Consider the following 25,045-nt stretch of genomic DNA (forward strand, 5'->3'; position numbering starts at 1 on the left):
GCTCCTTACAGCTTCAGCAGGTTGGCGTCGTCGACCGAAGCCGACCGGCGGGCACGGAAGACGGCCATGATGATGGCCAGACCGACGACGACCTCGGCCGCGGCGACGACCATCACGAACATCGCGATGACCTGTCCCTCGACCGAGCCGTGCATGCGGGCAAAGGTGACGAAGACGAGCGACGCTGCGTTGAGCATGAGCTCGACACCCATGAAGACGATGATCGCGTTGCGCCGCAGCAGGACGGTCGCACTGCCGATCGTGAAGAGGATGATCGCCAGGTAGATGTAGTTCAGCGGGCTCACTGCTGCCTCCCTTCGGGCGTGCCCTTGGAGGCCGTACGGCCCAGGGACTCGGTCGACTCGTCGTCCACGAGGCTCTCGCGCTCGTCGATCTCGGTGTAACGGGTCGGCGCCGTGACCTGCTCACGAGCGGCCAGAACGCGGTTGATCGACAACTCGGAGATGCTGCCGTCGGGCAGCAGCGCCGGGGTGTCGACCGCGTTGTGGCGGGCGTAGACGCCCGGGACGGGAAGGCCGGCGAGGTGCTCGCCCTCGCGGAACCGCCTCTCCATCCACTCCTTCTGCGTGGGCTTGGCGATGATCCGCTCGCGGTGCGCGAAGGTCATCGCGCCGAGCGCGGCGATGGTCAGCAGGGCGGCCGTGACCTCGAAGAGCCAGACGTACTTGCCGAAGATGAGGTAGGCGATGGCCTCGACGTTGCCCGGGTCGGTGTTGACCGCGGTCAGGTTCGGGTCGCCGGTGTAGGTGACACGACCGATGGCCCCGACGAGCAGGACGACCAGGCCGAGGGACAGCAGCACGGTCATCAGGCGCTGGCCCTTGAGGGTCTCGACGAGCGAGTCCGAGTGGTCGACGCCGACGAGCATGACGACGAAGAGGAAGAGCATCATCACGGCGCCGGTGTAGACGAAGATGTGCACGATGCCCAGGAAGGGCGCTTCCTGCAGGAGGTAGAACGCCCCGACGACGATCATGGTCGTCACCATGCCGATGGCCGCGTGCACCGCCTTGCGGGCGAAGAGCAGTGCGAGTGCCCCCGGGACGGCGACGGCGCTGAGCAGCCAGAAGAGGACGGCCTCACCGGTGCCGGTCATCGAACGTCCTCCGAGTGCTCGTCCGTCGTGGTCGCGCCGGTCTCGTCGACGGCGTGCCGGTTGACCCACTCACGCTGCTCGTCGGTCGCCGAGGCCACCTTGCCGTTGTAGTAGTCACGCTCGTCCATGCCCTCGGCCATCGGGTGGGGCGCGGAGATCATGCCCTCCTGCAGTGGCGCGAGCAGCTGCTCCTTGGTGAAGATCAGGTCGGCGCGGTTGTTGTCGGCCAGCTCGTACTCGTTGGTCATCGTCAGCGCACGCGTCGGGCACGCCTCGATGCACAGGCCGCAGAAGATACAGCGCAGGTAGTTGATCTGGTAGATGTGCCCGTACCGCTCGCCGGGGCTGAAGCGCAGTCCCCGCTCGTCGTCGTTGTCCGCCCCCTCGACCAGGATCGCGTCCGCAGGGCACGCCCAGGCGCACAGCTCGCAGCCGATGCACTTCTCCAGACCGTCGGGGTGACGGTTGAGCTGGTGACGCCCGTGGAACCGTGGCTGGGTCGGCCACTTCACCTCGGGGTACTCCTGCGTGGCGACCTTGCGGAACATCGTGGAGAAGGTCACCCCGAATCCGGCAACGGGGGCGAAGAGGTCTGCAAAGAACCCGCCCTTGGTCTCGTCATCAGCCACGGTTGTGCTCCTCCTGCTCGGCGAGCGGTGCGCTGGTCTGCTGGGTGCGCGCCGGCTTGGTGTCGATCGTGGTCCCGTCCCGGGGGGTCTCCACGAGTCGCTGGCCCGGCATCGGCGGGACGGGGTGCCCACCGGCGAAGGGGTCGACCTCGTCGGCCAGGACGCTGGCCTCCTCGAGCTCAGCGGCCTTCTTCTCCGCGCGGGTCTCCCAGATCCACATGACCCCGAAGACGAGCGCGGCAAGGAAGACGATGATGATCAGCGAAGAGACCGGGAAGGCCCGACCGAAGATGTTGATGGTGCGCTCCCCGAAGAAGCCGGCGTCGGCGCCACGGATGAAGGCCACGACGATGACCCAGGCCACGGCGACGGGCATGAGGAACTTCCAGCCCAGGGCCATGAACTGGTCGTAGCGGGTGCGCAGCAGGGTGCCGCGCAGCCAGACGAATCCCCACATGAAGACCCACATCTTCGCGGTGAACCACAGCACGCCCCACCAACCGGTGTTGAGCATCCCGTCGCCGATCGCCGCGATGCCGGGAGGCGCCTGCCACCCACCGAGGAAGAAGGTGGTGGCCAGGGCCGAGACGGTGAACATGTTGACGTACTCACCGAGGAAGAACATGGCGAAGCGCATGCCCGAGTACTCGGTGAAGTATCCGCCGACGAGCTCGCCCTCGCCCTCGGCGAGGTCGAAGGGCAGACGGTTGGTCTCGCCGACCATCGTGATCACGTACAGCACGAAGGACACGCAGGCCGGGATGATGAACCACAGGTCGGACTGGGCGGCGACGATCTCGCTCGTCGACATCGACCCGGCGTACATGAAGACGGCCACGAGGGCCAGGCCCATCGCGATCTCGTAGGAGATGATCTGTGCAGTCGCGCGCAGACCACCCAGCAGGGGGTAGGTCGAGCCGGCCGACCAGCCACCCAGGACGATGCCGTAGGCGGCGATGCCGGCGACCGCGAGCACGAGGAGCGCCGCGACCGGGAGGTCGGTCAGCTGCAGCGGCGTGGTGTGACCGAACATCGCCACCTCGCCACCGATCGGGACGATGGCGAAGGAGATGAAGGCCGCGGAGGCGAAGACCACCGGCGCCATGGTGAAGATCAGGGCGTCGGCCGTCTTGGGTCGCACGTCCTCCTTGAGCATCGACTTCATGCCGTCGGCCAAGGACTGCAGCAGGCCGAAGGGACCCACTCGGTTGGGGCCGGGACGCTGCTGCATCCGGCCGATCATGCGTCGCTCGAACCAGATCATCAGCAGGACGCTGAGGAGCAGGTAGACGAAGAGCATCAGCGCCTTCACCAGGGAGAGCCACACCGGGGTGTCGCTGAAGTCGGCCGCCACCGGCTGCTCGGCCGCAGTGGCCAGGATCGCGAGGCTGTTCACGCGGCACCACCCTTCGTCACGGAGACGATCGCTCCGGCTCGTCCGGCCAGGCTGCGCACGTCGCAACTCTCGGAGTTCGTCGGCAGCCACACCACGTGGTCGACCATCGCACGGATGTCGGCCGGCAGCGTGATCCGCACGTCGTCGGCGGAGACCGTGACCAGGTCACCCTCGACGACCCCCAGGGCCTGCGCGGTCAGCGGCGAGAGGGCCGCACGCGGCGCCTTCGCGGTCCCGGCAAGGAAGGGCTCGCCGTCCTGCATCGTCCCCTTGTCCAGCAGCGGACGCCAAGTCGCCAGAACGGCCTCGCCCACTCCCGGCTCGGGCAGCGCGCGCGCCGCGACGTCGGTCGTCGGACCGCTCGCCGTCGGCGCTGCGGTGGCCTCGATGGCGCGGCGTACCTCGGCCACGGTGCGGGTGCCGAGGAAGGCACCCATCTCGTCGGCGAGCATGTGCAGCACGCGGTGGTCGGGGACGGCATTGGTCTCGAGGGAGACCTCGAAGGGACGCACCCGTCCCTCCCAGTCCATGAAGCTGCCCGCGCGCTCCGCGTGCGGGGCAACCGGCAGGACGACGTCGGCGTGCTCGGTGACGTTGCTCGGGCGCACCTCGAGCGAGACGACGAACGCACGCTCGAGGGCCTCCCGGGCTCCGGGGACACCGATGTCATCGGCGTCGACACCACCGACGACGAGGCCACCGATCGATCCGGCGGCAGCAGCCGCGAGGATCCCCGCGGTGTCGAGGCCGTCACCGCTGGGCAGGCAGCCGGCGTCGATCGCACCGCGCTCCCCCGCGCGACGCGGGATCCAGGCCAGCCGGGCGCCGGTGGTCTCGGCGAGACGGACGGCGGCGGTCAGCGCACCGGGCACGCTCGCCACGCGCTCACCGACGAGGATGACAGCGGACTCCTCGCGCAGCGCGGCGTGGGCCTGCGCCAGTGGCTCGGGGGCATCGTCGCCGGCCAGCGCGGTCAGTACCTCGGTCTCCGTGCCGGGAGCCGACGGGAGGAGGCTGCCGCCCATCTTGTCCAGTCCGCGGGTCGCCAGCGGCGCGACCGCGTGGACCTTCAGACCGTTGTTTCGGTAGGCCTTGCGCAGCCGCAGGAAGACGATGGGGCTCTCCTCCTCCGGCTCGAAGCCGACGAGGAGGACGGAGCCGGCCTTCTCCAGCTGCTCGTAGGTCACGCCACCCGTCTGGGGGGTCGTGCCCGCGACGTGACGCAGGAGGATGTCGCGCTCCTCGGCCGAGTGCGGCCGCGCGCGCATGTCGATGTTCTCGGTCCGCAGGACCTCACGGGCGAGGGTGGCATAGGCGTGGGCGTCCTCGATGCTGACCCGGCCGCCAGTGAGCACACCGTGGCCCTCGGCGGCACGCAGACCGTCCGCGGCGGCGGCGAGGGCCTCCCGCCAGGAGACCACCTGGAGGTCGCCCCCTTCGTCCCTGACCATCGGGAACTCGAAGCGGTCACCCAGGGAGGCCCAGGTGAAGGCCCACCGGCCCTTGTCGCAGTTCCACTCCTCGTTGACCTGCGGGTCGTTGCCGGCCATCCGGCGCAGGACGGTGCCGCGACGGTGGTCGGTACGGATGGAGCAGCCGGAGGCGCAGTGCTCGCAGATGTCCGGGGTCGACACGAGATCGAAGGGACGCGAGCGGAAGCGGTAGGCCGCACCGGTGAGCGCACCCACCGGGCAGATCTGGACGGTGTTGCCCGAGAAGTAGGACTCGAAGGGCTGCTCCTGGTAGATCAGCACCTGCTGCAGGGCACCGCGCTCCCCCATCTCGATGAAGGGGTCACCGGCGATCTGGGACGAGAACCGGGTGCAGCGAGTGCACAGGATGCAGCGATCGCGGTCCAGCAGCACCTGGGAGGAGATGTTGATCGGCTTGGGGTAGGTGCGCTTGATGTCGTCGAAGCGCGAGGTCGGCCGACCGTTGCTCATCGACTGGTTCTGCAGGGGGCACTCCCCGCCCTTGTCGCAGACCGGGCAGTCCAGCGGGTGGTTGATCAGGAGCATCTCCATGATCCCCTGCTGGCCCTTGTCGGCGACCGGGGAGGTGTGCTGGCTGCGCACCTGCATGCCCTCGCTGACCGTCATGGTGCAGCTCGGCTGGGGCTTGGGCATCGGCTTGACGTTGCCCTCACGGTCCGGGGTGGCCACCTCGACGAGGCACTGGCGGCAGGCACCGATCGGGTCCAGCAGCGGGTGGTCGCAGAAGCGCGGGATCTCGATCCCGGCCTGCTCGGCCGCACGGATGATCAGGGTGCTGCGGGGGACGGCCACCTCCACCCCGTCGATGGTGACGGTGACGAGGTCGGGCTTGGGCTCGGCCTCGGGCGTCTGCTTGTCACTCGTGGCGGTCATGCTGTCACCTGCACAGTCTCCTGGTTGGCGAAGAGCGTCGAGGCTGCGTGCGGGAAGAGCTCGCTGGCCGGGGTGTGGCAGCCGGCCTCGAACTCCTCACGGAAGTACTGCACGGCCGAGGTGATCGGGCTGGTGGCACCGTCGCCGAGCGCGCAGAACGCGCGGCCGAGAATGTTGTCGCAGATGTCGACGAGCATGTCGATGTCCTGACTCGTGCCCCGCCCTTCCTCGATGCGGTGCAGGATCTGGGCGAGCCAGTAGGTGCCCTCACGGCACGGGGTGCACTTGCCGCAGGACTCGTGCATGTAGAAGTCGTTCCACCGGGTCACCGCGCGCACGACCGAGACGGTGTCGTCGAAGATCTGCAGGGCGCGGGTACCGAGCATCGACCCGTGGGCGGCGACCGACTCGAAGTCGAGCGGCACGTCCAGGTGCTGGTCGGTGAAGATCGGCGTCGAGGAGCCCCCCGGCGTCCAGAACTTCAGCGGATGGTTCGGGTGCCGCATGCCACCAGCCATGTCGATCAGCTCGCGCAGGGTGATCCCGAGCGGAGCCTCGTACTGCCCCGGGTGCTTCACGTGGCCGGACAGGGAGAAGATCCCGAAGCCCTGGGACTTCTCGGTCCCCATGTCGGAGAACCACTCCGCTCCCTTGCCCACGATCAACGGGACGGAGGCGATGCTCTCGACGTTGTTGACCACGGTCGGACGCGCGTACAGGCCGGCGACCGCGGGGAAGGGGGGCTTCAGGCGTGGTTGGCCACGGCGCCCCTCGAGGGAGTCCAGCAGCGCGGTCTCCTCACCGCAGATGTAGGCGCCGGCACCGGCGTGGACGACGATGTCGAGGTCATAGCCCGTGCCGAGGATGTCCTTCCCGAGGTAGCCGGCCGCATAGGCCTCCTCGACCGCGCGCAGCAGGCGGCGGTAGACGTGGGCGACCTCGCCGCGCACGTAGATGAAGGCCGTGTCGGACCCGATGGCGAAGGAGGTGATGATCGAGCCCTCGATGAGGAAGTGCGGGGCGGCCATCATCAGTGGGATGTCCTTGCACGTGCCCGGCTCGGACTCGTCGGCATTGACGACGAGGTAGCGCGGACCACCGTCGTGCGGTGGCAGGAAGCCCCACTTCATGCCCGTGGGGAACCCGGCGCCACCGCGGCCGCGCAGGCCGGAGTCCTTGGTCACCTGCACCAGGTCGACCGGGTCCATCTCCAGGGCCGAGCGCAGGGCTCGGTAACCACCGTTGTCCTCGTAGGTGGCCATGGTCCAGGACTGCGGGTGGTCCCAGAACTTGGTCAGGATCGGGGTCAGCTGCGTCGACATCCCGGTCACTCCCCCTTCTCGCCAGTGGTGTCCGGCGGAGTCTGGTCAGAGGCGTTGTCCTCGTCGGCGGGGACGTGCCGACCGGGCGCCAGGCCCTCGACCTGCTCGCCCGCCTCGTCGGGCGTGGTCGTGGGCCTCGGCTCGTCACCGGGCGCCGTCCATCCCTCGCGCTGGGCCACGTCGACGCCGCGCAGGGACGCGGGGCCGGCGCCGATCCCTTCGTCCGCACGTCCGTCGGCGAAGCCGGCCAGGAGACGGGAGGTCTCCTTGAAGCTGCACACGCGGTCCGGGCCCCGAGTGGGCTTGACCTGCTTGCCCGCACGCAGGTCGTCGACGAGCTCGACCGTCGACTCGGGCGTCTGGTTGTCGAAGAACTCCCAGTTGGTCATCACGACCGGCGCGAAGTCGCACGCGGCGTTGCACTCGAGGCGCTCGAGGGTGATCGAGCCGTCCTGCGTCGTCTCGTCGTGGCCGACGCCCAGGTGCTCGCTGACGGTGTCCCAGATCTGGTCGCCGCCCATGATCGCGCACAGGGTGTTGGTGCAGACCCCGACGTTGTACTCGCCGCTGGGGTGACGCTTGTACTGCGTGTAGAAGGTGGCCACTCCCGAGACCTCGGCGGAGGTCAGGTCGAGCAGTCCCGCGCAGAACTCGATGCCGCGCCCCGTGACGTAGCCGTCGACGCTCTGGACCAGGTGCAGCATCGGTAGGAGCGCCGAGCGCTTCTGCGGGTAGCGCTCGATGATCTCCTGCGAGTCCGCGGTGAGCTGCTCGAGCACCTCGGCGGTGTAGGGCTCCTTGCTCTCCGAGGAGACGTACAGGTGCCCGAACTCGGTCTGCCTGCCGAACTTGATGGACATTTATGCCTCCTGCCGTTCACCGACGGTCACTGCGCCACCAGTTCGCTGGCGCTCACTCGTGTGCTCGCTCCCTTGCGAACTCATCGATCCACCCCTCCCATGACCGGATCGATCGAGGCGACCGCGACGATGACGTCGGCGAGGAAGCCCCCTTCGCACATGGCCGCGACGGCCTGCAGGTTGTTGAAACTCGGGTCCCGGAAGTGGGCCCGGTAGGGGCGGGTGCCGCCGTCGGAGACGACGTGGCAGCCCAGCTCGCCCTTGGGTGACTCGATGGCCACGTAGGCCTGGCCCGGCGGGACGCGGAAACCCTCGGTGACGAGCTTGAAGTGGTGGATCAGTGACTCCATCGAGGTGCCCATGATCTCGCGGATGTGGTCGAGGCTGTTGCCCTGGCCGTCGCCACCGACCGCCAGCTTCGCCGGCCACGCGATGCGCTTGTCGGCGACCATCGTCTCCCCGGGGTCGCGCTGCAGCTCGTCGGTCACCTGCTCGATGATCTTCAGGCTCTCCAGCATCTCGTCGATGCGGATGGCCCACCGGTCGTAGGCATCGGCGTTGGTCCGGGTGATGACCTCGAAGTCGTACTTCTCGTAGCCGCAGTACGGGTCGAGCTTGCGCAGGTCGTGCGGCAGCCCGGTCGAGCGCAGCACCGGTCCGGTGATGCCCAGGGCGGTGCAACCCGTGAGGGACAGGACGCCGACGTCCTTGGTCCGGCCCTTGAAGAGCGGATTCTCCAGGAGGATCGCCGAGAGCTCGGCGATCCCCTTGCGCAGCATCGGGATCGTCTCGCGGATCTTGTCGATCGCGCCGTGCGGCAGGTCCTGGGCGACACCACCGGGACGGATGTAGGCGTTGTTCATCCGCAGGCCGGTGATCATCTCGATGATCGACAGGACGCGCTCGCGCTCGCGGAAGCCGATCGTCATGACCGTCGTCGCGCCCAGCTCCATGCCACCGGTACCGATGCCGATGAGGTGGCTGGAGATGCGGGTGAGCTCCATCATCAGCACGCGGATGGCGCTGGCCCGCTCGGGGATGTCATCGGTGATCCCGAGGATCTTCTCGATGCCGAGGCAGTAGGCCGCCTCCTGGAACATCGGGGTCAGGTAGTCCATCCGGGTGCAGAAGGTCGTCCCCAGGGTCCAGGTGCGAAACTCCATGTTCTTCTCGATGCCCGTGTGCAGGTAGCCGATACCGGCACGGGCCTCGGTGACCGTCTCGCCGTCGAGCTCGAGGATCAGGCGCAGGACGCCGTGCGTCGAGGGGTGCTGCGGACCCATGTTGAGGATGATCCGCTCCTCGGGGTTCATCCCGAGCTCGCCCATCTCCTGGTCCCAGTCACCTCCCTGGACGTTGACGACGTGGCCCTCGGCGAGGTCGTCGGCGCCGGGGGTGGAGTGCACCCCGGAGGTGTTGGTGTCGGTGGCTGCCATCAGTTGTACGCCCTCCGCTCGTCGGGCGGCGGGACGGTGCCGCCCTTGTACTCCACCGGGATGCCACCCAGCGGGTAGTCCTTGCGCTGGGGGTGGCCCGCCCAGTCATCAGGCATGAGGATGCGGGTCAGGGCGGGGTGGCCGTCGAAGATCACGCCGAACATGTCCCAGGTCTCCCGCTCGTGCCAGTCGGCAGCCGGGTAGACCTCGACGATGCTCGGGATGTGCGGGTCCGCGTCCGGGGCGGTCACCTCGACGCGCAGCCGCCGACCGCTGTGGGTGATCGAGAGCAGGTGGTAGGCCACGTGCAGCTCCCGGCCGGTGTCCTCGAGGAAGTGCACGCCGGAGACGGACATGCACATCTCGAAGCGCAGGTCGCTCTGATCGCGCAGCGCGCGCATCACGGGGACGATGTCCTCACGGGCGACGTGGAGGGTCAACTCGTCGGCGTGGACGACGACCCGCTCGACGAGGTCGGAGCCGGTCACCTCGGCGAGAGTGTCGACGGCCGCGTCGAACCAGTTGCCGTAGGGACGCTCGGCGGCACCCGGGAAGGCGATCGGGGCCTGCAGACCACCGTAGCCGGACGTGTCCGAGCCGCCCTCGCGCACGCCGAACATGCCCTGACGCTGACCGCGGACGGCCGGCACCTGCTCCGGGTCGAACTTGCCCCTCTCGGGCGAACCGCCGACGTTGGTGTACTCCACCGGGCGCTGGTCACCGGCGAGGCCCTCGGTCGAGGGGTAGTCCTCGTGGGCGGTCCCGCCCAGGCCCGGGCCCTGGGGGTGGACGCCCTTGGGCCGCGGGGCGTCGACGTCCTTGGCCGAGGCCGCGACGTCCTTGCCCTGCGTCTCCTCGGGCTTGTTCTCCTCGGTCATGCCAGCAGGTTCCTTCCCAGGAGGGCCTCGTGGTCGTGGGTCGGGGCCTGCAGCTCGGTCGGGGTCGCTCCGAGAGCGGCGGTCTCGGCCGCGCGGGCCGCTGCCTCACGGTTGACGCCCAGCGGGGTGTTCTGGATCTGCTCGTGGAGCGTGAGGATCGAGTTGAGGAGCATCTCCGGCCGCGGCGGGCACCCCGGCAGGTAGATGTCGACCGGGATGATGTGGTCGACGCCCTGGACGATCGCGTAGTTGTTGAACATGCCGCCGGAGCTGGCGCACACACCCATCGAGATGACCCACTTGGGGTTGGCCATCTGGTCGTAGACCTGGCGCACGACCGGGGCCATCTTGTTGCTCACCCGGCCGGCGACGATCATCAGGTCCGCCTGGCGCGGGGTCGCCGCGAAGCGCTCCATGCCGAAGCGCGCCAGGTCGTAGTGCGGTGTGCCGACGGCCATCATCTCGATGGCGCAGCACGCGAGGCCGAACGTGGCGGGCCACATCGACGACTTGCGCATGTAGCCGGCGAGCTTCTCCACCGTCGTGAGCGCGAGGCCCGACGGCAGCTTCTCCTCAAGTCCCATTTTTCGTCTCCGTCCTCGTCAGTCCCACTCGAACCCGCCGCGACGCCAGACGTAGGCGTCGGCGATGAAGAACGCGTTGAACAGGAAGAGCACCACGGCACCGAGGGTGAAGGCCCCGAGCTCGTCGAAGGCGACGGCGAAGGGGTAGAGGAACAGGGCCTCGATGTCGAAGATGATGAACAGCATTGCGGTCAGGTAGTACTTGACCGGAAACTTGCCGCCCTCAGCGGCCTGGGGAGTCGGCTGGATGCCGCACTCGTAGGCCTGCGCCTTGGCGGCGTTGTAGCGAGCAGGTCCCACGACCAGGCTCGTGCCGACCGAGACGAGCGCGAAGCCGAGGCCGAGCGCGAAGAGGATCAGCAGCGGGATGTAGGGGTTCATCGCTGCGCAACCTCGCTTTCTGATCTGTGATGCACGCCACTGACGATCCTAGGGCAGATGTTTGCGCTGCCTGCAGTGCCCTCAGGCATTGGGGGCCATCCGGGTCATCAGGCGAACGAGTCGGTCGTCGACCCCGCCGCCCTTCTCCTCGGGCAGGTTGGCCATGAGCTTGAGCATGAACTTCATCAGCGTCTCCCGAGGCAGCCCGTACTTCATCGCCAGGCGCATGATCTCGGGCTTGCCGATGAGCTTGGCGAACTGCGCACCCAGCCGGAAGTAGCCGCCGTGCATGCTCTTCATCCGGGTGACGTAGGACTGCAGGACGCGCTCGCGCTCGGCCGCAGTGGGGCGCGCCAGCGCCTGGAGGATGGTCTCGGCAGCCGCGAGGCCGGCCTCCAGGGCGTAGTCGATGCCCTCGCCGTTGAAGGGGTTGACCATGCCGCCGGAGTCACCGACGAGCATCAGGCCGCGGTCGTAGAGCGGCTGGCGGTTGAAGGCCATCGGCAGCGCAGCCGCCGTGATGTCACCGGACATCGTGTCGGCGTTGATGCCCCACTCGGACGGCATCGTCTCGACCCAACGACGCATGACGTCCTTGTAGTCGGTGCGGCCGAAGGCCTCCGAGGTGTTGAGCACGCCCAGACCCACGTTGCTACGACCGTCACCGAGGCCGAAGAGCCAGCCGTAGCCGGGCATGAGGATGTTCTCCCCCTTCGGCGTCGTCGACCACAGCTCGAGGTGGCTCTCGAGGTACTCGTCGTCGTGGCGAGGGGTCTCGTAGTAGGCCCGCACGGCGACCGCCATCGGCCGGTCCTCGCGCTTCTCGCGCCCCATCTTCACCGAGAGCCGGGAGGAGACACCGTCCGCGGCAACCACGACCGGGGCGTAGTAGGCCTCTCGCTCGCCGGTGGCCCGGCCGCGCTGGTCGACGACCTTGGCGGTGACACCGATGATGCGGTCCTGCTCGTCGAGGATCGGCTCGGCGACGTTGCGGCCCTCCAGGAGGGTGGCGCCGCTGGAGGCGGCGTGGCGGGCCAGCACCTCGTCGAGGTCGGCTCGCGCCCGCACCATGCCCTGGCCCGGGAAGGAGGCGACGTCCGGCCAGTCGAGCTGGAGGGTCATGCCGCCGCCGATGATCCGCAGCCCCTTGTTGTGGGCCCACCCGTCGGTCTCCGACATGGGCAGCCCCAGGTTGATCAGCTGGCGGACCGCTCGCGGGGTCAGTCCGTCGCCACAGATCTTGTCGCGGGGGAAGAGCGCCTTCTCCAGCAGGACGACGTCCTTGCCGGCCTTGGCCAACCATGCCGCTGTCGCGGACCCACCGGGGCCGGCCCCGACGACGATGACGTCGGCGGTGCGGCCATCACCGGCCGCGGGCAGTGCACTGGTCACGAATTGGTTCCTCGGAGGCTTGTGAAGGATTTCACGATCGCGGGGAAGCCTACCCCTCGTTCACGATACGGACGACACAGGTAAACCTAACCCGCGGCGATCAACCCGAGCGGTCGGAGTCGAAGGGGGGGACCCGCCGCCGCAGGCGCGCCCCCCTTCGCGCTCTGCAAGACTTCCCCCGGGTCCACATGAGTATCCAACCCTTGCGAAGCGGGGGTTTCTAGGGTCACCCGATAATCTCGGGGCTGCCGGGACGAGCCGCGCTCAGGGCTTCACCGCTCGGTGCAGCGCGACGATGCCGCCGGTCAGGTTGCGCCACTGCACATCGCTCCACCCGGCCGCGCCGATCGTGGTGGCGAGCTCGCGCTGGGCGGGCCAGGCCTGGATCGACTCGGCGAGGTAGACGTAGGAATCGGGGTTGGAGCTGAGCGTGCGGGCCACTGGCGGGAAGGCCGCCATCAGGTACTCCGAGTAGACCGTGCGGAAGAGCTGGTTGACCGGCTGGCTGAACTCGCAGATGAGCAGCTGGCCACCCGGCCTGGTCACGCGGAGGAACTCACCGAGCGCCGCGGCGCTGTCGACGACGTTGCGGAAGCCGAAGGACATGGTCACCGTGTCGAAGGCGTCATCGGCGAAGGGCAACCGCGTCGCGTCCGCCGCGGAGAAGTCCAGGTCGGGGTACTGGCGCTGACCCTGGTGGAGCATCCCGAGCGAGAAGTCCGCCGAGACGACGTCGGCGCCCGCCTTGCGCAGCGGCACCGAAGAGGTCCCGGTGCCCGCGGCGATGTCGAGGATGCGCTCGCCGGGTTTCGGCTCGAGCGACTGCAGGACGGCCCGGCGCCACAGGCGGGTCTGGCCCAGCGACATCACGTCGTTCATCAGGTCGTACTTCGCTGCGGTGTCGTCGAACATCGCAGCGACGGCCTTGGGGTCCTTCTGGAGGGTGGCGCGACTCATGCGCACATCTTCGCACCCGCTTCTCGTAGGCTGTTGCGGCCATGACATCTCCATCACCCGACGACGTCCCGGGGCCGCTGGGCCTCTCCCGACCCGCCCTGGTCGTACGCACCATCTCCGTCCCCGCGGCGCAGGTCGACGACCTGCTGGGGCTGCTACCACCACCGGCTGACGCGGGCGACATCGTCTCGTGGGTGCGCAAGGGCGAAGGCCTGGTCGGGTGGGGCACCGTGACCACCTTCCGCTCTCGCGGGTCGGACCGCTTCGCCCGGGCGCAGGAGTGGTGGCGCACCATCACGGCGGAGGCGATCGTGCGCGACGACGTCGACGAGCCCGGCACCGGGCCGATCGCGTTCGGCTCCATGGCCTACTCGGCCGACTCGCAGACCGAGTCCGTGCTCGTCGTCCCCGAGGTCGTCGTCGGTCGCCGCGGCGGTCTGGCCTGGGTGACGACGACCACCACCGAAGCGGTCCCGGCGGCCGACGAGCCGCTGGAGCCCCAGCCCGCGCCTGCGGACCCCGGCGTGGTCACCTTCGCCGACCGCGATCTGACCAAGCAGCGGTGGGCCGACGCGGTCGAGGAGGCCGTCGCGCGGATCAACGGCGGTGACCTGGACAAGGTCGTCCTCGCGCGCTCGGTGCAGGCGACCGCTGAGGAGCGCATCGACCCCCGCTGGCTGCTGACCCGCCTGACCCAGGACTACGACACGACGTGGGTCTTTGCCGTCGACGGGCTCGTCGGAGCCACCCCCGAGATGCTCGTGCGCCTCGAGCGCGGCCTGGTCACCTCCCGCGTGCTCGCCGGCACGATCCAGCGCACCGGCGACGACAGCCACGACCTGGCACTCGCCGGCTCACTGGCCCGCAGCAGCAAGGACCTCGAGGAGCACGAGTACGCCGTGCGCTCGGTCGCCGACGCACTGACCGACCACACCTCCTCGATCAACGTGCCGGACTCCCCCTTCGTCCTGCACCTGAACAACGTGATGCACCTGGCCACGGACGTCGCGGGCGTCGTCGACGACAGCTCCACCTCGCTCGCCTTGGCCGCGTCGCTCCACCCCAGCGCTGCGGTCTGCGGCACCCCGACCACGCACGCCGACCGGGTCATCGCCGAGCTGGAGCAGATGGACCGCGGCCGGTACGCCGGACCGGTCGGCTGGATGGACGCCTCCGGTGACGGAGAGTGGGGCATCGCGCTGCGGTGCGGCTCCTACGACGCACCCAACTCCCTTCGTCTCTACGCCGGGTGCGGCATCGTCGCCGGCTCCCGGGCGCAGGACGAGGTCGCCGAGTCGGTGGCCAAGTTGCTGCCGATGCGCACGGCCCTGGGCGGCTGAGCCGTCGCGAGCCCTCCGTCGAGGACGATCGTGCGCCCACCGCTCGGCCGCCCCTCGAACCGCGTGATCGGCGGTGGCCCCGACCGGCGATGAGTTCAGCGCAGAGCTGCGGCCACGACCTCGCGGGTCCGTTGGCCCGCCGCCCGTCGGGTACTGCCGTCGACCGGGACCCGGATGACGCGGATCCCTGCGCCGGGTCGCTCGACGAGATGGGCGAGCTCGGCTCGGGTGTGCGCACTCGTGGCGGGGACCCCGTGGGCCGCGCAGAGGGTCTCGATGTCGGTGCCGGTCGGCGTGGTGAAGATCCGCCGCATCGGCCCGGAGTGCTCGACCGCCCCGTACTCGAGGGTGTCGAAGATGCTGCCCCCGTCGTCATCGACCACGACGATCGTCAGGTCGGGCACGGGTTCGTCGGGGCCGATGAGCAGGCCGTTGGCGTCGTGGAGGAAGGTCAGGTCACCGAGCAGCGCACAGGTGGGTCGGGGGCGGGCCAGCGCCAGACCGATCGCCGTCGAGACGCAGCCGTCGATGCCGGCGAGGCCCCGACTGGTCACCGGGTGCACGTCGGGCCGCGGCCGAGCGACTCCGACGTGGAGGTCACGGGCGACGCTGCTGCTGCCCAGGAGGATCAGGCTCTCCCCCGGCACCGCGTCGTGCAGCGTCCGCGCCACGGCTGGTCCATCGAGGCCGGCGGGGTCGGCCAGGGCGTCGGCCACCCGGTCGGCCGCCTCCAGCCAGGTCCGGGCGAAGGGGGTGGCCTCCCGCCCCTCCCCGTCACCGACGAGGGCGGCGAAGGGGTGGACGGCCGCGGCCGTGTGCGTGGCATCGGCCCAGCCGGTGGCGCCGGGCTCGCCGGGAGTGACGACCTCGACGCGCACGCCGCGACGCCGGGTCAGAGCGGGGATCGTTCGGCCGAGGGTCGGTCGGCCGACGACCAGGAGGCGCTCCGGCAGGTTCGCGTCGACCCAGTCGGTGGCGGCGAGCAGTTGGGCGCCGTGCGGCAGGACGAGCTCGTGCGTGCCCGGGCCGGGCTCGGCGATGACGGGGGCGCCGTGGCGGACCGCCCAGGCCAGAGCGGTGCTGCGGTGCTGGGCGGTGGGCAGCTCGCCGATCACGACGAGGGTGTCCGGGTCGTGATCGATCGGCGGCACCGCGCCGGCGGCGACCGGAGAGGACTCGGGCAGGGATACCCAGGGCGCGCCGTCCGGGCGGCCCTCGATCGGGTCCGATGGTTCGAGGTATTCGAGCGCGCCCGAGCGCTCGCGGATACCTCGAACCGTGGACGCGGCGTCCGGCGCGAGCGGGTCACGGTAGGGCAGGTCCAGGTGCACCGGCCCGGCGAACCCGGCACCGACCAGCGCACCGGTGGCCGCCGACCACGCGCGGGCGGCAGCCGTGCGCCACGCGGCAGCCTGCCGGGGCGGGTTGTGCGGCGTCTCCAGCTCGAGGGCGAGTCGGACGTGCTCCCCGAACAGGCCGGGTTGGTCAGTCGCCTGGTTGGCGCCGACGCCCCGCAGCTCCGGAGGCCGATCGGCGGTCAGCAGGAGGAGAGGGACGGCTGCGTGGTGCGCCTCGAGGACGGCCGGGTGGAGGTTGGCGACGGCGGTGCCGCTCGTGGTGATGACGGCTGCCGGACGCCGGCTCTCCTTGGCCAGGCCGAGGGCGAGGAAGGCGGCGCTGCGCTCGTCGACGCGCACGTGCAGCCGGGCCCGGCCGGACACGTCGAGGTCGTGCGCGGCATAGGCCAGCGGCGCCGATCGCGACCCCGGGCACAGGACGATCTCGCGCACGCCGAGCCGGACGAGCTCGTCGAGCAGCACGCGGGCTCCGGTCGTCGAGGGGTTCACGGGGACGATCCTGCCACTGCCGGCGACGTGATCGGGACCCGATCGACGGCGTAGTCGATGACGACCGGTTCACCCCCTGCGCCGTCGATGAAGTCCCCCGCGTCCTCGCGCCACGCCACCAGCGAGGGGTCATCGCTCTCGTCGACGAGGTGGGCGGTCTGCGTGTAGATCTCGGACGCGTGGGCATCCGTTGCGCCGTCATCGGGTCCGAGTACGTCACCCACCTCGCGTTCCACGGTCACCCAGCTCTCCCGGTCGGGGTTGTCCGCGCCGTCGAGTCCGGGCACGAGGTCCTCGGTGTGCTCGAGGCTGAGGACCGACACCTCCTCGGGGACGTCGAGACCGGCGACGGGGGCTCCGGCGGTGACGACGTGGGTGACGTGGAACCGTCGGCGGAAGGCCGGGTCCGCGGCGAGCGCGGCAGCGGTGAGACCACCCTGGCTGCGACCGCCCAGCAGCACCCGGCTGCGCCCGGCGGATCCGGTGCGCTGCTGGGCGTCGTCGAGCGCCCGGGCGACGGCCTTGGTCGTCAGGGTCTGTCGCCCCGCCGCGAGCAGGACGTTGCTCGTGAGGTCCCACGGGGTCTTCCCCGCCTGCGGCGTGAAGGTCTGCGTACCGGGGACGTCGACCACCCAGGTCCACGAGTCGTCGGGACGCGGGACGCCGATGACCCGCACCCGCGACCCTCCCGAGGTCGGGCCACTGTCGTCGACGAGGTCGGCGACGCCGCGGGGCGCCCGCCCGCGCTCGACGGGGTGGGGCACCACCCGCACCTCGTGGTCGGACTCGTCGAGGGCGATCCCGTCGGTCGCGGCGAGGACGACCTGCAGGGCCTCCTGCTGCGTCCGCGGCGGGTACGCCGCTCCCAGCCGGCCCGACCGCCACCGCAGCCACGTGCCCAGCGCCGGGGTCCCCAACCCGAGACCGATGATCAGCCCGTCGAAGCCGTCCGCCACGGCCGGGACGAGCCCGGGGACGTCCACGAGGAGCTCGTCGACCTCCTGACCGAGACCGAGCCCGACGCCGAGCGCGGCTGCACTGATCGGATCGCCGACGATCGGCAGCTGCGGGACGAGCGGAGCCAGCAGCCCGATGGCCAGCGCCGGGGTGGGCACGGATGCGCCGACGGTGACGCCGACCGACGTGACCGTGAGGTCGAAGAGCTCCTCGACGGCACGCTCACCCTCGCGGTAGAACAGCACCGCTGCCCGGGTCGCCTCGGCGGTCGCGAGCACCCGGGCCGAGACCCCGGCGGCACCGTGGGAGCCGGCGCAGTCGAGAATCGCGGCCTCCGCGCCGAGGTACTCGGCCGGGGCGAGCATGCCCGCGAGCGCCAGCGCGGGGTCGATGGCCGTGGCGCCCACGTGCACGGCGGTCTCGGCCACGTCCCGGCCGACGGTCTCCAGGACATGGGCGCCCTCTTCCAGCTCCTCGAGGGAGACGGCCAGACCGTACTTCCCTCCGGTGACCGTCAGCTCGCCGCTCACGGCAGCAGCAGGATCGGGTGGACCGTCGCCGCGAGCTCGGCCGCGTCGTGGAGGAGTGCCGCGTGCTCCCGTGCCGTCGCCGCGAGCACCCGCACGGCGGTGGCCGCGTCCCTGATCCCGGCGGCAAGGGAGGTGAGGTCGGCGGCGTGCTCGGCGACGATCTCGCGGTGACGCTCGGCCGCCTCTCCCCGCCACGACCGGCTCGTGCCGCGCGGGGTCCGCGCAGCGAGCTCGTCGATGCGCTCGGCCACGCGCTCCAGCCGCAGGGCGAGCACCTCGAGATCGTCGGTGGTCAGGGGCGGGATGTCCATGCCCACAGCCCACCGGCTGGCTGGGTGACGGGGCGCCCCCTTCGTCCGGGTTGTGGAGTGGCCCCTCAGGCGGAGCGGGCTGTGGACGTCCGGGTCACAGGTACGCGAAGGCTGCGTCGAGGCGGTCACGCCACCACTCGAGCCGATCCGCGGGGGCGGCGTGGACCGCTAGCAGGTCGGGGTCGGGCACCACGTCGCGCACGGGCAGCTTCCCCCGCACGGGCAGGAGCGGGTCGGCGCTGACATCGGCGCCGAACAGCACCCCGGTGCCCAGACCGCAGGCATGGTCGAGGTCGGGCAGCGCTGCGGCGAGTGCCACGCCGGCTCGCAGGCCGATGCTGGAGTCGATGGCGGAGGAGACGACGGCCGGCATTCCGCAGTCGGCGACGACCTCGAGGGCGTGGGCCACTCCGCCGAGGGGGGCGACCTTGACGACGACGAGGTCGGCGGCGCCCAGCCGGGCGACCTCGAGTGGGTCCTCGGCCTTGCGGATCGACTCGTCGGCGGCGACCGGCACGTCGATGCCGCTGCGCGCCAGACCCACCCGCAGCCGGGCGAGGTCGCGCACGTCCGCGCAGGGTTGCTCGGCGTACTCCAGCTCGAAGGGAGCGAGGGCCGCGAGCATGTCATGCGCCTGGGTGAGGGACCAGCCACCGTTGGCGTCGACGCGGATGCGACCGCGCGGTCCCATCGCGTCACGGACGGCGGCGACCCGGTCGATGTCGTCCGCGTCCCGTTGGCCGGCCTCGGCGACCTTCACCTTGGCGGTGGTGCAGCCGTCGTAACGGGCGAGGACGTCGGCCACCTCGGCCGGTGGGACGGCGGGGACGGTCGCGTTGACGGGTACCGCGTCACGCACCGGGTCCGGCCACCCCGTCCAGGCGGCCTCGATGGTCGCGGCCAACCACCGGGACGCCTCCGCGGGGCCGTACTCGACGAAGGGGGAGAACTCGCCCCACCCGTGGGGTCCGCGCACCAGCGCGATCTCCCGCTCGGCGATCCCGCGGAACCTCGTGCGCAGCGGCAGGGTGACGACGTGCAGCCCGTCGAGCAGCTCGCCCAGGGCGGGGGCGCTCACCGGTCGCGGCTGGAGAGCACGCAGAACTCGTTGCCCTCCGGGTCGGCGAGCACGGTCCAGGTGACGTCGGGGTCCTGGCCGACATCGACGCGCGAGGCGCCCTTGGTCAGCAGCTCCTCGATCAGCTCGTCCCGGTCCTGGTCGATGTGCGGGGCGAGGTCGATGTGCAGGCGGTTCTTCACGCTCTTCCCCTCGGGCACGGGCGCGAAGACGAAGGTCGGTGGCATCGCGCGCCACGTCTCGACGGTGTCCACGGGGTCCTCGCTCGTCCCCGGAGGGACGACGTTGACCTCGTACTCGTCCTCGAAGCCGAGCTCCCAGTCGAGCACGTCGGCCCACCACCGGGCGAGCATCGCGGCATCCCGGGAGTCCACGGAGATCTGGTACCAGCGCAGTGCCATGCGTCGCACGGTAGCCCGAGACCGCGCTCCGGTCAGCCGGTGAGCTTCATCAGCCGCGCGGTGAGCAGGCCGACCCGGTGGGCATTGCCGTGGAGTTCGACGTATCGCCGGCCGTACACCGACAGGAGGGCGTCATCGAGACGACGGACCGCGCCCGGCGGGTAGCGATATCCCATCCGTGACTCGATGGACTCGACATCGACGTCCCGCAGGAGCTCACGCAGCTCGGACAGCGAGGTGATGCCCAGCTCGAGCAGCAGGCTGCTGATCCACGCGTAGTGATCGGTGCGGGACCAGCCGGCGTCGGTGAACTGGCCCGCGAGGAAGGCGGCGAGGTCGGTGGCACTGATCCGCGGGTCATCGTCGGCGGCCTCGGCAGGCGAGGTCAGCTCCTCGCGGTGGTGGTCACGGATGGTGGTGAATTGCTGGTCGGCCAGCTCGAGGAGTCCCGCCGCGAGGGTGAATCGGCGATCGAAGTCGGGGCCGTGCTCCGCACTGACGGACCCCTTGTAGCGGATGTCGTGCTCGAACTCCGCCCAGGCGTGCTGAAGGACGGTGCGGATCTGGACCGATGCCTGGGTCCCCACGGGGATCCCCGACTCCTCGCGATCCCCGTCGAGGGCGACCAGGAGATGCCGACTGGAGTAGCCGAACCGCCCGGCCTCCGCCGTCTCCTGACCCATGTCCCGGTCCTCACGCACCTCGAGCTGGGCGGACAGCAGCTGGGCGACCGCGTCGACGTCGGAGAGCACGTAGGTGATGACGCGGACCCCGATCTGGTCGGTGATGTCGGTCAGCGGCTTCGGGTGCGCCAGCCGGCCACCGGGGAGTCGCCGCGCTGCCTTGGTGGCGAAGGACTCCACGGACTTGGTGCGTCCGGTCACCGCGAGGTAGTTGATACCTGCGTCGTCGAGCATCCTGGTCACCAGGGCGACGCTGGCGTCGGTGACGCCGCTCAGCGTGTCGTAGCCGGCGGCATACCGCTGGACGGCCCTGCGGACCCGGGTCGATTGCTTGCTCGCCATGGGGACAGCCTGCCTCAGACCACCCTCGCGACGTCCGCAACTCGCCCCGTGACCTCGCCCCGTGAACTCACCCCGTGGCCACGCCCCCGAGAGCGGCTCGGGCCGTGTGCGCGAGGTCGCGGTAGGTGATCAGCTCGTTGCGGAAACGACTCACGAGCAGTCCTGTGTCCCCCAGGACGTAAACCTCCGGAGCCTGCGAGGGGCTGCGTCCGTGCGGCCACTGGGTCCCACCGATGACCAGGGCGAGGCTGCGCGACCGCGAGGTCGGTGGGGATCCCACCCCCAGGCCCCGCAGGAAGGTCGCGACGCCGAAGGGCGCTCCGGCGCCGGAGAGTGCGTTGGCCTTGATGACGCAGTGGATGATCGCGGCCGCTGTCCGCTCGGGTGGGACGTCCCGCCACAGGTGGAGCATCCCCTCGTGCGCGGCCGTGGCCAGGAGCCGGCGATAGGCCGTGAGCAGCTGACCCGCGAGGATCGGTGCGGGGTCCACCAGATCGAGGTGCTCGTCGACGGCACTCGCCAGGTCCCGGCTCCCGAGCGGCAGCAGATCGAGCTCGAGCGGCTCTGCCAGGGGTAGCGGGTCGTCGTCGAGCACGGCCAGGACCTCCGCTCCCCCGACCACCCGCTCCAACCAGTGGAGCATCTCCTCCTGCGGCTCCTCCCGGACGATGACGCGCTCGACCCGTGGGGGCGGCACGGGCTCGCGCAGGTGCGCCACCTCGAGGGCAGCGCACTCGTACCCGCTCCCGGAGACCGGCCGACTCACCGAGTCGACGACGTGGCCGTCGATGAGCACGATCTCGGTCAGAGTGCCCGGGGCGCCCGCTGCCCGACCGACGTCCCGGGAGGTCGGGACCCCGTCGAGCCACGGGTCACGACCCCACTCGTCCTCGGGCTCCAGCAGTCCACCGTCCACTCCGTACAACCAGCGCTCGCCCATCGGTCCCGTCCTCTCGTCCCTGGCCGGTCCCTGCGATCGGCCATGCGCCCAGCCCACCGGCTGCGGCAGGCGAGGGGGACCCCCTTCGGCCTGCTGTGGAGAGCGCGACCGCGCGTGCCGGGGCTGTGGACGGACCGCGGGGCGGGGATCATCCGCGAGGATGGACCCATGAGCACCTCCCCCGTCGCCCTGGTCACCGGCGCCTCCTCGGGCATCGGCGAAGCCTGCGCCATCGCCCTCGCCACAGCGGGATGGACGGTCGTCGGCGCGGCCCGACGCCTCGACCGCCTCGAGCCCCTGCGGGCGAAGGGGGTCGTCCCCCACGGCGTCGACGTCACCGACGACGCGTCGATGGTCACCCTCGTCGACGACGTCATCGCCGACCACGGCCGCATCGACGTGCTGGTCAACAACGCCGGCTACTCGGTCTTCGGCGCGGTCGAGGACGTCCCCGTCGACGTCGCCCGTCGCCAGCTCGAGGTCAACGTCCTGGGGGTCTCCCGGATGAGCCAGCTCGTCCTGCCGTACATGCGCGCCGCCGGTGCGGGGCGGATCATCAACATCGCCTCGGTCGCCGGTCAGGTGAGTGAGCCGCTCGGCGGTTGGTACCACGCGAGCAAGTACGCCGTGGAGGCCCTCAGCGACGCGATGCGCATGGAGCTGGCCCCGCACGGGGTGCAGGTCTCGATCATCGAACCGGGCGCCATCCGCACCGAGTTCGGTGACATCGCCGCGGACTCCCTCGCCGAGCACTCCGGCTCCGGGGCCTACGCCGCGCAGGCACGCCGGATGGCCCGGGCGCACGAGCGGATGTTCGGGGTCGATGCCGCGGACGTCTCCGTGGTCGTCAAGGCGATCCTCCACGCGGCCACCGCCACGCGGCCCCGGGCGCGCTACCAGGTGCCGGCGAGTGCGCGGGCGATGGTGGCCGCGACGAAGGTGACCCCCACAGTGGTCATGGACGCGGCGATGGGGCGAATGTTCGGGACCAGCCGGACCTGATCCTGTGCTCGGCATAGGCTCGGCCCCGTGAGTGCACTGGACAACGTCAGCGAGACCTTCGACCCGCAGGCCTGGGAGGTGGTCCCCGGCTTCGAGGACCTCACCGACCTCACCTACCACCGCGCCAAGGAGCTCGGCTGCGTGCGGATCGCCTTCGACCGCCCGGAGATCCTCAACGCCTTCCGGCCGCACACGGTCGACGAGCTCTACCGGGTGCTCGACCACGCCCGCCAGAGCCCCGACGTGGGCGTCGTCCTGCTCACCGGCAACGGCCCCACCCCGCGCGAGGGCAGCAGTGCGACGACACAGGGCTGGTCGTTCTGCACCGGCGGCGACCAGCGCATCCGCGGCCGCTCGGGGTACCAGTACGCGTCCGACCCGACCGGTGACGACTCCGTCGCGGGCATCGACGAGCGGCGGGTCAAGGCCGAAGGGGGCCGCCTGCACATCCTCGAGGTGCAGCGCCTCATCCGCACCATGCCCAAGGTCGTCATCGCCCTCGTCGGTGGCTGGGCCGCCGGTGGTGGGCACTCGCTGCACGTCGTGTGCGACATGACGATCGCCAGCCAGCACGCCCGGTTCAAGCAGACCGACGCCGACGTGGGCTCCTTCGACGGCGGGTACGGCAGCGCCTACCTGGCGAAGATGGTCGGCCAGAAGCGCGCCCGCGAGATCTTCTTCCTCGGCCGCGCCTACACCGCTGCGGATGCCTACGAGTGGGGCGCGGTGAACGCGGTCGTCGACCACGCGGAGCTCGAGACCGAGGCGCTGACGATGGCCCGCGAGATCATGGCCAAGTCGCCGACTGCCATCCGGATGGTCAAGTTCGCGCTCAACCTCACCGACGACGGGCTCACGGGCCAGCAGGTCTTCGCCGGCGAGGCGACCCGGCTGGCGTACATGACCGACGAGGCCGTCGAGGGGCGTGACCAGTTCCTCGACAAGCGTGAGCCGGACTGGTCGCCCTTCCCCTGGTACTTCTGATGGCAGGTGCACCGTTGCCGGAGTTCGATCTTCGTCGCACTGGTTCCCTGCGTTCAAGAGTAGTCACCGCGTCCCGGTGGTCGACGGGGGCCATCCCACCGTCCACAGGCTCCGCCCCCTCGACCACGTCGGCTCTGGTGTCCGCCAAGATGGACGCGTGCCGATCACCCCGCTCCCCCTGCCAGCAGGTCCCGCCGTGCTCGAGGCCCTACCGGTCCTCGAGCGCGCGCTGACCGGCACCGCGCCGATCCACCCGCACGCGTCGGACGAGTCACCAGCGATCCCCGAGGGCACGATCCCGCAGGACCTCGCCGTCACGGTCGCCACCTCCGGCTCGACCGGGACACCCAAGCTCTCCCTCCTCACGGCGGCGAATCTCATCGCGAGCGCCGAGGCGACCGCCGAGCGGCTCGGTGGCCACGGGCAGTGGCTGCTCACCCTCCCGCCGCACCACATCGCGGGCCTGCAGGTCCTCCTGCGCAGCATCACGGCGGGGACGACCCCTGTGGTCATCGAGGCGTCGGAGGTCACCCCCTTCGCCCTCGTCGAGGCCACCGCCGGCATGTCCGCGGAGCGGCGCTACACCTCCCTCGTGCCCACCCAGCTCGCTCGGCTCGTCGATGACCCGCTCGGGCTGGAGGCACTGCGCCGCTTCGACGCGATCCTCGTCGGCGGGGCCGCCACTCCCGCACCGCTGCTCGATCGCGCGCGCTCACTCGGTGTACGGGTCGTCACGACGTACGGCATGTCCGAGACCGCCGGCGGGTGCGTCTACAACGGCAAGCCACTGCGCGGGGTCGACGTGCGTGCCGATGACTCCGGCGTGATCCACCTCGGTGGCCCCGTCGTGGCGCACGGCTACCTCGGCCTGCAGACGGATTCCTTTGTGGCAGAGGGCGGTCAACGATGGTTCCGCACCGGTGACTTCGGCTCCGTCGACGGCGAAGGGAGGGTCACGATCCTCGGTCGGGCCGACGACGTGATCAACAGCGGCGGGATGAAGGTCGCCCCCCGTCTGGTGGAGGAGGCCGTGGTGGCCCATGTCCCGGCGGTCACCGGGGCCGTCGTCGTCGGTGTCCCCGACGCGGAGTGGGGCGAGATCGTGGCGCTGGCCGCGGTGACCTCGCCCGGCGGCCCCCCCGAGGGGCTCGTGCCCGAGGTCGGCCTGACCGAGATCCGCGAGATGTTGCGCCCCCACCTTCCCGCCCACGCGCTCCCCCGACGGGTCCTGGTGGTGGCGGAGATGCCCCTGCGCGGCCCGGGAAAGCCCGACCGCACCGCCGTGGCGCGTCTGCTGCAAGCCTGATCGCTC

The 25,045-nt window shown here is 70.5% G+C and carries 24 protein-coding genes; 4 read left to right on the plus strand and 20 right to left on the minus strand.

Annotated elements, in window-relative coordinates; translation table 11 throughout:
• Positions 1-5 precede the first annotated feature (5 nt).
• From nuoK to BJY20_RS05760, 13 genes are all read right to left on the minus strand, one after another.
• Positions 6-305, minus strand: a complete 300-nt coding sequence (gene nuoK / locus BJY20_RS05700) for an NADH-quinone oxidoreductase subunit NuoK (protein WP_185990632.1) — start codon at positions 303-305, stop codon at positions 6-8.
• Positions 302-1,117: an NADH-quinone oxidoreductase subunit J gene (locus BJY20_RS05705; RefSeq protein ID WP_185990633.1), complete on the minus strand. Its 816-nt coding sequence runs from the start codon at positions 1,115-1,117 to the stop codon at positions 302-304. The genes nuoK and BJY20_RS05705 overlap by 4 nt, the downstream gene beginning before the upstream one ends.
• Positions 1,114-1,746, minus strand: a complete 633-nt coding sequence (gene nuoI / locus BJY20_RS05710; RefSeq protein ID WP_185990634.1) for an NADH-quinone oxidoreductase subunit NuoI — start codon at positions 1,744-1,746, stop codon at positions 1,114-1,116. Before nuoI ends, BJY20_RS05705 begins: the two co-directional genes overlap by 4 nt.
• Positions 1,739-3,142, minus strand: coding sequence for an NADH-quinone oxidoreductase subunit NuoH (gene nuoH, locus BJY20_RS05715; RefSeq protein WP_185990635.1), 1,404 nt, complete (start codon positions 3,140-3,142; stop codon positions 1,739-1,741). Before nuoH ends, nuoI begins: the two co-directional genes overlap by 8 nt.
• Positions 3,139-5,508 (minus strand): NADH-quinone oxidoreductase subunit G, encoded by a 2,370-nt coding sequence (locus tag BJY20_RS05720; RefSeq protein ID WP_185990636.1) that lies wholly within the window; start codon positions 5,506-5,508, stop codon positions 3,139-3,141. Before BJY20_RS05720 ends, nuoH begins: the two co-directional genes overlap by 4 nt.
• Positions 5,505-6,830 (minus strand): NADH-quinone oxidoreductase subunit NuoF, encoded by a 1,326-nt coding sequence (nuoF, locus tag BJY20_RS05725; protein WP_185990637.1) that lies wholly within the window; start codon positions 6,828-6,830, stop codon positions 5,505-5,507. Before nuoF ends, BJY20_RS05720 begins: the two co-directional genes overlap by 4 nt.
• Before the next feature lie 5 nt (positions 6,831-6,835).
• Positions 6,836-7,690 carry an NADH-quinone oxidoreductase subunit NuoE gene (gene nuoE / locus BJY20_RS05730; RefSeq protein ID WP_185990638.1) on the minus strand — a complete coding sequence of 285 codons (855 nt, stop codon included), beginning with the start codon at positions 7,688-7,690 and terminating at the stop codon, positions 6,836-6,838.
• 80 nt (positions 7,691-7,770) lie between these two features.
• Complete coding sequence (locus BJY20_RS05735) at positions 7,771-9,126, minus strand: NADH-quinone oxidoreductase subunit D (protein WP_185990639.1); 1,356 nt, start codon at positions 9,124-9,126, stop codon at positions 7,771-7,773.
• A complete protein-coding gene (locus BJY20_RS05740; RefSeq protein WP_185990640.1) occupies positions 9,126-10,004 on the minus strand; it encodes an NADH-quinone oxidoreductase subunit C in 879 nt (292 codons plus the stop codon). Before BJY20_RS05740 ends, BJY20_RS05735 begins: the two co-directional genes overlap by 1 nt.
• A complete protein-coding gene (locus BJY20_RS05745; protein ID WP_185990641.1) occupies positions 10,001-10,588 on the minus strand; it encodes a NuoB/complex I 20 kDa subunit family protein in 588 nt (195 codons plus the stop codon). The genes BJY20_RS05740 and BJY20_RS05745 overlap by 4 nt, the downstream gene beginning before the upstream one ends.
• 18 nt (positions 10,589-10,606) lie before the next feature.
• Positions 10,607-10,969: an NADH-quinone oxidoreductase subunit A gene (locus tag BJY20_RS05750; RefSeq protein WP_185990642.1), complete on the minus strand. Its 363-nt coding sequence runs from the start codon at positions 10,967-10,969 to the stop codon at positions 10,607-10,609.
• A gap of 81 nt (positions 10,970-11,050) precedes the next feature.
• Positions 11,051-12,361 carry a geranylgeranyl reductase family protein gene (locus BJY20_RS05755; RefSeq protein ID WP_185990643.1) on the minus strand — a complete coding sequence of 437 codons (1,311 nt, stop codon included), beginning with the start codon at positions 12,359-12,361 and terminating at the stop codon, positions 11,051-11,053.
• A gap of 264 nt (positions 12,362-12,625) precedes the next feature.
• A complete protein-coding gene (locus tag BJY20_RS05760; protein ID WP_185990644.1) occupies positions 12,626-13,318 on the minus strand; it encodes a demethylmenaquinone methyltransferase in 693 nt (230 codons plus the stop codon).
• A gap of 41 nt (positions 13,319-13,359) precedes the next feature.
• Between BJY20_RS05760 and BJY20_RS05765 the strand changes: the two genes are divergently transcribed.
• Positions 13,360-14,658 (plus strand): isochorismate synthase, encoded by a 1,299-nt coding sequence (locus BJY20_RS05765; protein ID WP_185990645.1) that lies wholly within the window; start codon positions 13,360-13,362, stop codon positions 14,656-14,658.
• Between the two features lie 95 nt (positions 14,659-14,753).
• Here BJY20_RS05765 and menD read toward each other — a convergent pair whose 3' ends face one another.
• The 7 genes from menD to BJY20_RS05800 all read right to left on the minus strand — a co-directional run bounded on the left by menD (position 14,754) and on the right by BJY20_RS05800 (position 21,747).
• Positions 14,754-16,505 (minus strand): 2-succinyl-5-enolpyruvyl-6-hydroxy-3-cyclohexene-1-carboxylic-acid synthase, encoded by a 1,752-nt coding sequence (menD, locus tag BJY20_RS05770; protein ID WP_185990646.1) that lies wholly within the window; start codon positions 16,503-16,505, stop codon positions 14,754-14,756.
• On the minus strand, positions 16,502-17,992 hold the full coding sequence (locus BJY20_RS05775; protein WP_185990647.1) for a hypothetical protein: 1,491 nt from the start codon (positions 17,990-17,992) through the stop codon (positions 16,502-16,504). Before BJY20_RS05775 ends, menD begins: the two co-directional genes overlap by 4 nt.
• Entirely contained in the window at positions 17,989-18,303 is a 315-nt protein-coding gene (locus tag BJY20_RS05780) for a hypothetical protein (RefSeq protein WP_185990648.1), read from the minus strand. Before BJY20_RS05780 ends, BJY20_RS05775 begins: the two co-directional genes overlap by 4 nt.
• Before the next feature lie 94 nt (positions 18,304-18,397).
• Positions 18,398-19,381: an o-succinylbenzoate synthase gene (locus BJY20_RS05785; protein WP_185990649.1), complete on the minus strand. Its 984-nt coding sequence runs from the start codon at positions 19,379-19,381 to the stop codon at positions 18,398-18,400.
• Positions 19,378-19,782, minus strand: coding sequence for a VOC family protein (locus tag BJY20_RS05790; RefSeq protein ID WP_185990650.1), 405 nt, complete (start codon positions 19,780-19,782; stop codon positions 19,378-19,380). The genes BJY20_RS05785 and BJY20_RS05790 overlap by 4 nt, the downstream gene beginning before the upstream one ends.
• A 32-nt stretch (positions 19,783-19,814) precedes the next feature.
• Positions 19,815-20,807, minus strand: a complete 993-nt coding sequence (locus BJY20_RS05795) for a GTP pyrophosphokinase (RefSeq protein WP_185990651.1) — start codon at positions 20,805-20,807, stop codon at positions 19,815-19,817.
• Between the two features lie 67 nt (positions 20,808-20,874).
• Positions 20,875-21,747 (minus strand): hypothetical protein, encoded by an 873-nt coding sequence (locus BJY20_RS05800; protein ID WP_185990652.1) that lies wholly within the window; start codon positions 21,745-21,747, stop codon positions 20,875-20,877.
• A 168-nt stretch (positions 21,748-21,915) separates the two neighbouring features.
• On the opposite strand from BJY20_RS05800, the gene BJY20_RS05805 reads away from it, so the two are divergent.
• The 3 genes from BJY20_RS05805 (at position 21,916) to menE (ending at position 25,039) form a co-directional block, all read left to right on the plus strand.
• Complete coding sequence (locus BJY20_RS05805; protein ID WP_185990653.1) at positions 21,916-22,749, plus strand: oxidoreductase; 834 nt, start codon at positions 21,916-21,918, stop codon at positions 22,747-22,749.
• Positions 22,750-22,776: 27 nt separating this feature from the next.
• Entirely contained in the window at positions 22,777-23,733 is a 957-nt protein-coding gene (locus BJY20_RS05810) for a 1,4-dihydroxy-2-naphthoyl-CoA synthase (protein WP_185990654.1), read from the plus strand.
• 157 nt (positions 23,734-23,890) lie between these two features.
• Entirely contained in the window at positions 23,891-25,039 is a 1,149-nt protein-coding gene (menE, locus tag BJY20_RS05815) for an o-succinylbenzoate--CoA ligase (RefSeq protein ID WP_185990655.1), read from the plus strand.
• The last annotated feature ends 6 nt before the right edge of the window (positions 25,040-25,045 follow it).

It is taken from the genome of Janibacter cremeus (assembly GCF_013409205.1).
Taxonomy (GTDB): Bacteria; Actinomycetota; Actinomycetes; order Actinomycetales; family Dermatophilaceae; genus Janibacter; species Janibacter cremeus.

Excerpts from the sequence above, each read along its gene's own strand:
- BJY20_RS05760 (WP_185990644.1), bottom strand. The coding sequence starts at position 13,318 with ATGAGTCGCGCCACCCTCCAGAAGGACCCCAAGGCCGTCGCTGCGATG.
- BJY20_RS05740 (WP_185990640.1), bottom strand. The coding sequence starts at position 10,004 with ATGACCGAGGAGAACAAGCCCGAGGAGACGCAGGGCAAGGACGTCGCG.
- BJY20_RS05795 (WP_185990651.1), bottom strand. The coding sequence starts at position 20,807 with ATGGCGAGCAAGCAATCGACCCGGGTCCGCAGGGCCGTCCAGCGGTAT.
- BJY20_RS05765 (WP_185990645.1), top strand. The coding sequence starts at position 13,360 with ATGACATCTCCATCACCCGACGACGTCCCGGGGCCGCTGGGCCTCTCC.
- BJY20_RS05750 (WP_185990642.1), bottom strand. The coding sequence starts at position 10,969 with ATGAACCCCTACATCCCGCTGCTGATCCTCTTCGCGCTCGGCCTCGGC.
- BJY20_RS05790 (WP_185990650.1), bottom strand. The coding sequence starts at position 19,782 with ATGGCACTGCGCTGGTACCAGATCTCCGTGGACTCCCGGGATGCCGCG.
- BJY20_RS05805 (WP_185990653.1), top strand. The coding sequence starts at position 21,916 with ATGAGCACCTCCCCCGTCGCCCTGGTCACCGGCGCCTCCTCGGGCATC.
- BJY20_RS05745 (WP_185990641.1), bottom strand. The coding sequence starts at position 10,588 with ATGGGACTTGAGGAGAAGCTGCCGTCGGGCCTCGCGCTCACGACGGTG.
- nuoE (WP_185990638.1), bottom strand. The coding sequence starts at position 7,690 with ATGTCCATCAAGTTCGGCAGGCAGACCGAGTTCGGGCACCTGTACGTC.
- BJY20_RS05780 (WP_185990648.1), bottom strand. The coding sequence starts at position 18,303 with ATGGACATCCCGCCCCTGACCACCGACGATCTCGAGGTGCTCGCCCTG.
- BJY20_RS05705 (WP_185990633.1), bottom strand. The coding sequence starts at position 1,117 with ATGACCGGCACCGGTGAGGCCGTCCTCTTCTGGCTGCTCAGCGCCGTC.
- nuoF (WP_185990637.1), bottom strand. The coding sequence starts at position 6,830 with ATGTCGACGCAGCTGACCCCGATCCTGACCAAGTTCTGGGACCACCCG.
- BJY20_RS05735 (WP_185990639.1), bottom strand. The coding sequence starts at position 9,126 with ATGGCAGCCACCGACACCAACACCTCCGGGGTGCACTCCACCCCCGGC.
- BJY20_RS05720 (WP_185990636.1), bottom strand. The coding sequence starts at position 5,508 with ATGACCGCCACGAGTGACAAGCAGACGCCCGAGGCCGAGCCCAAGCCC.
- BJY20_RS05800 (WP_185990652.1), bottom strand. The coding sequence starts at position 21,747 with ATGGGCGAGCGCTGGTTGTACGGAGTGGACGGTGGACTGCTGGAGCCC.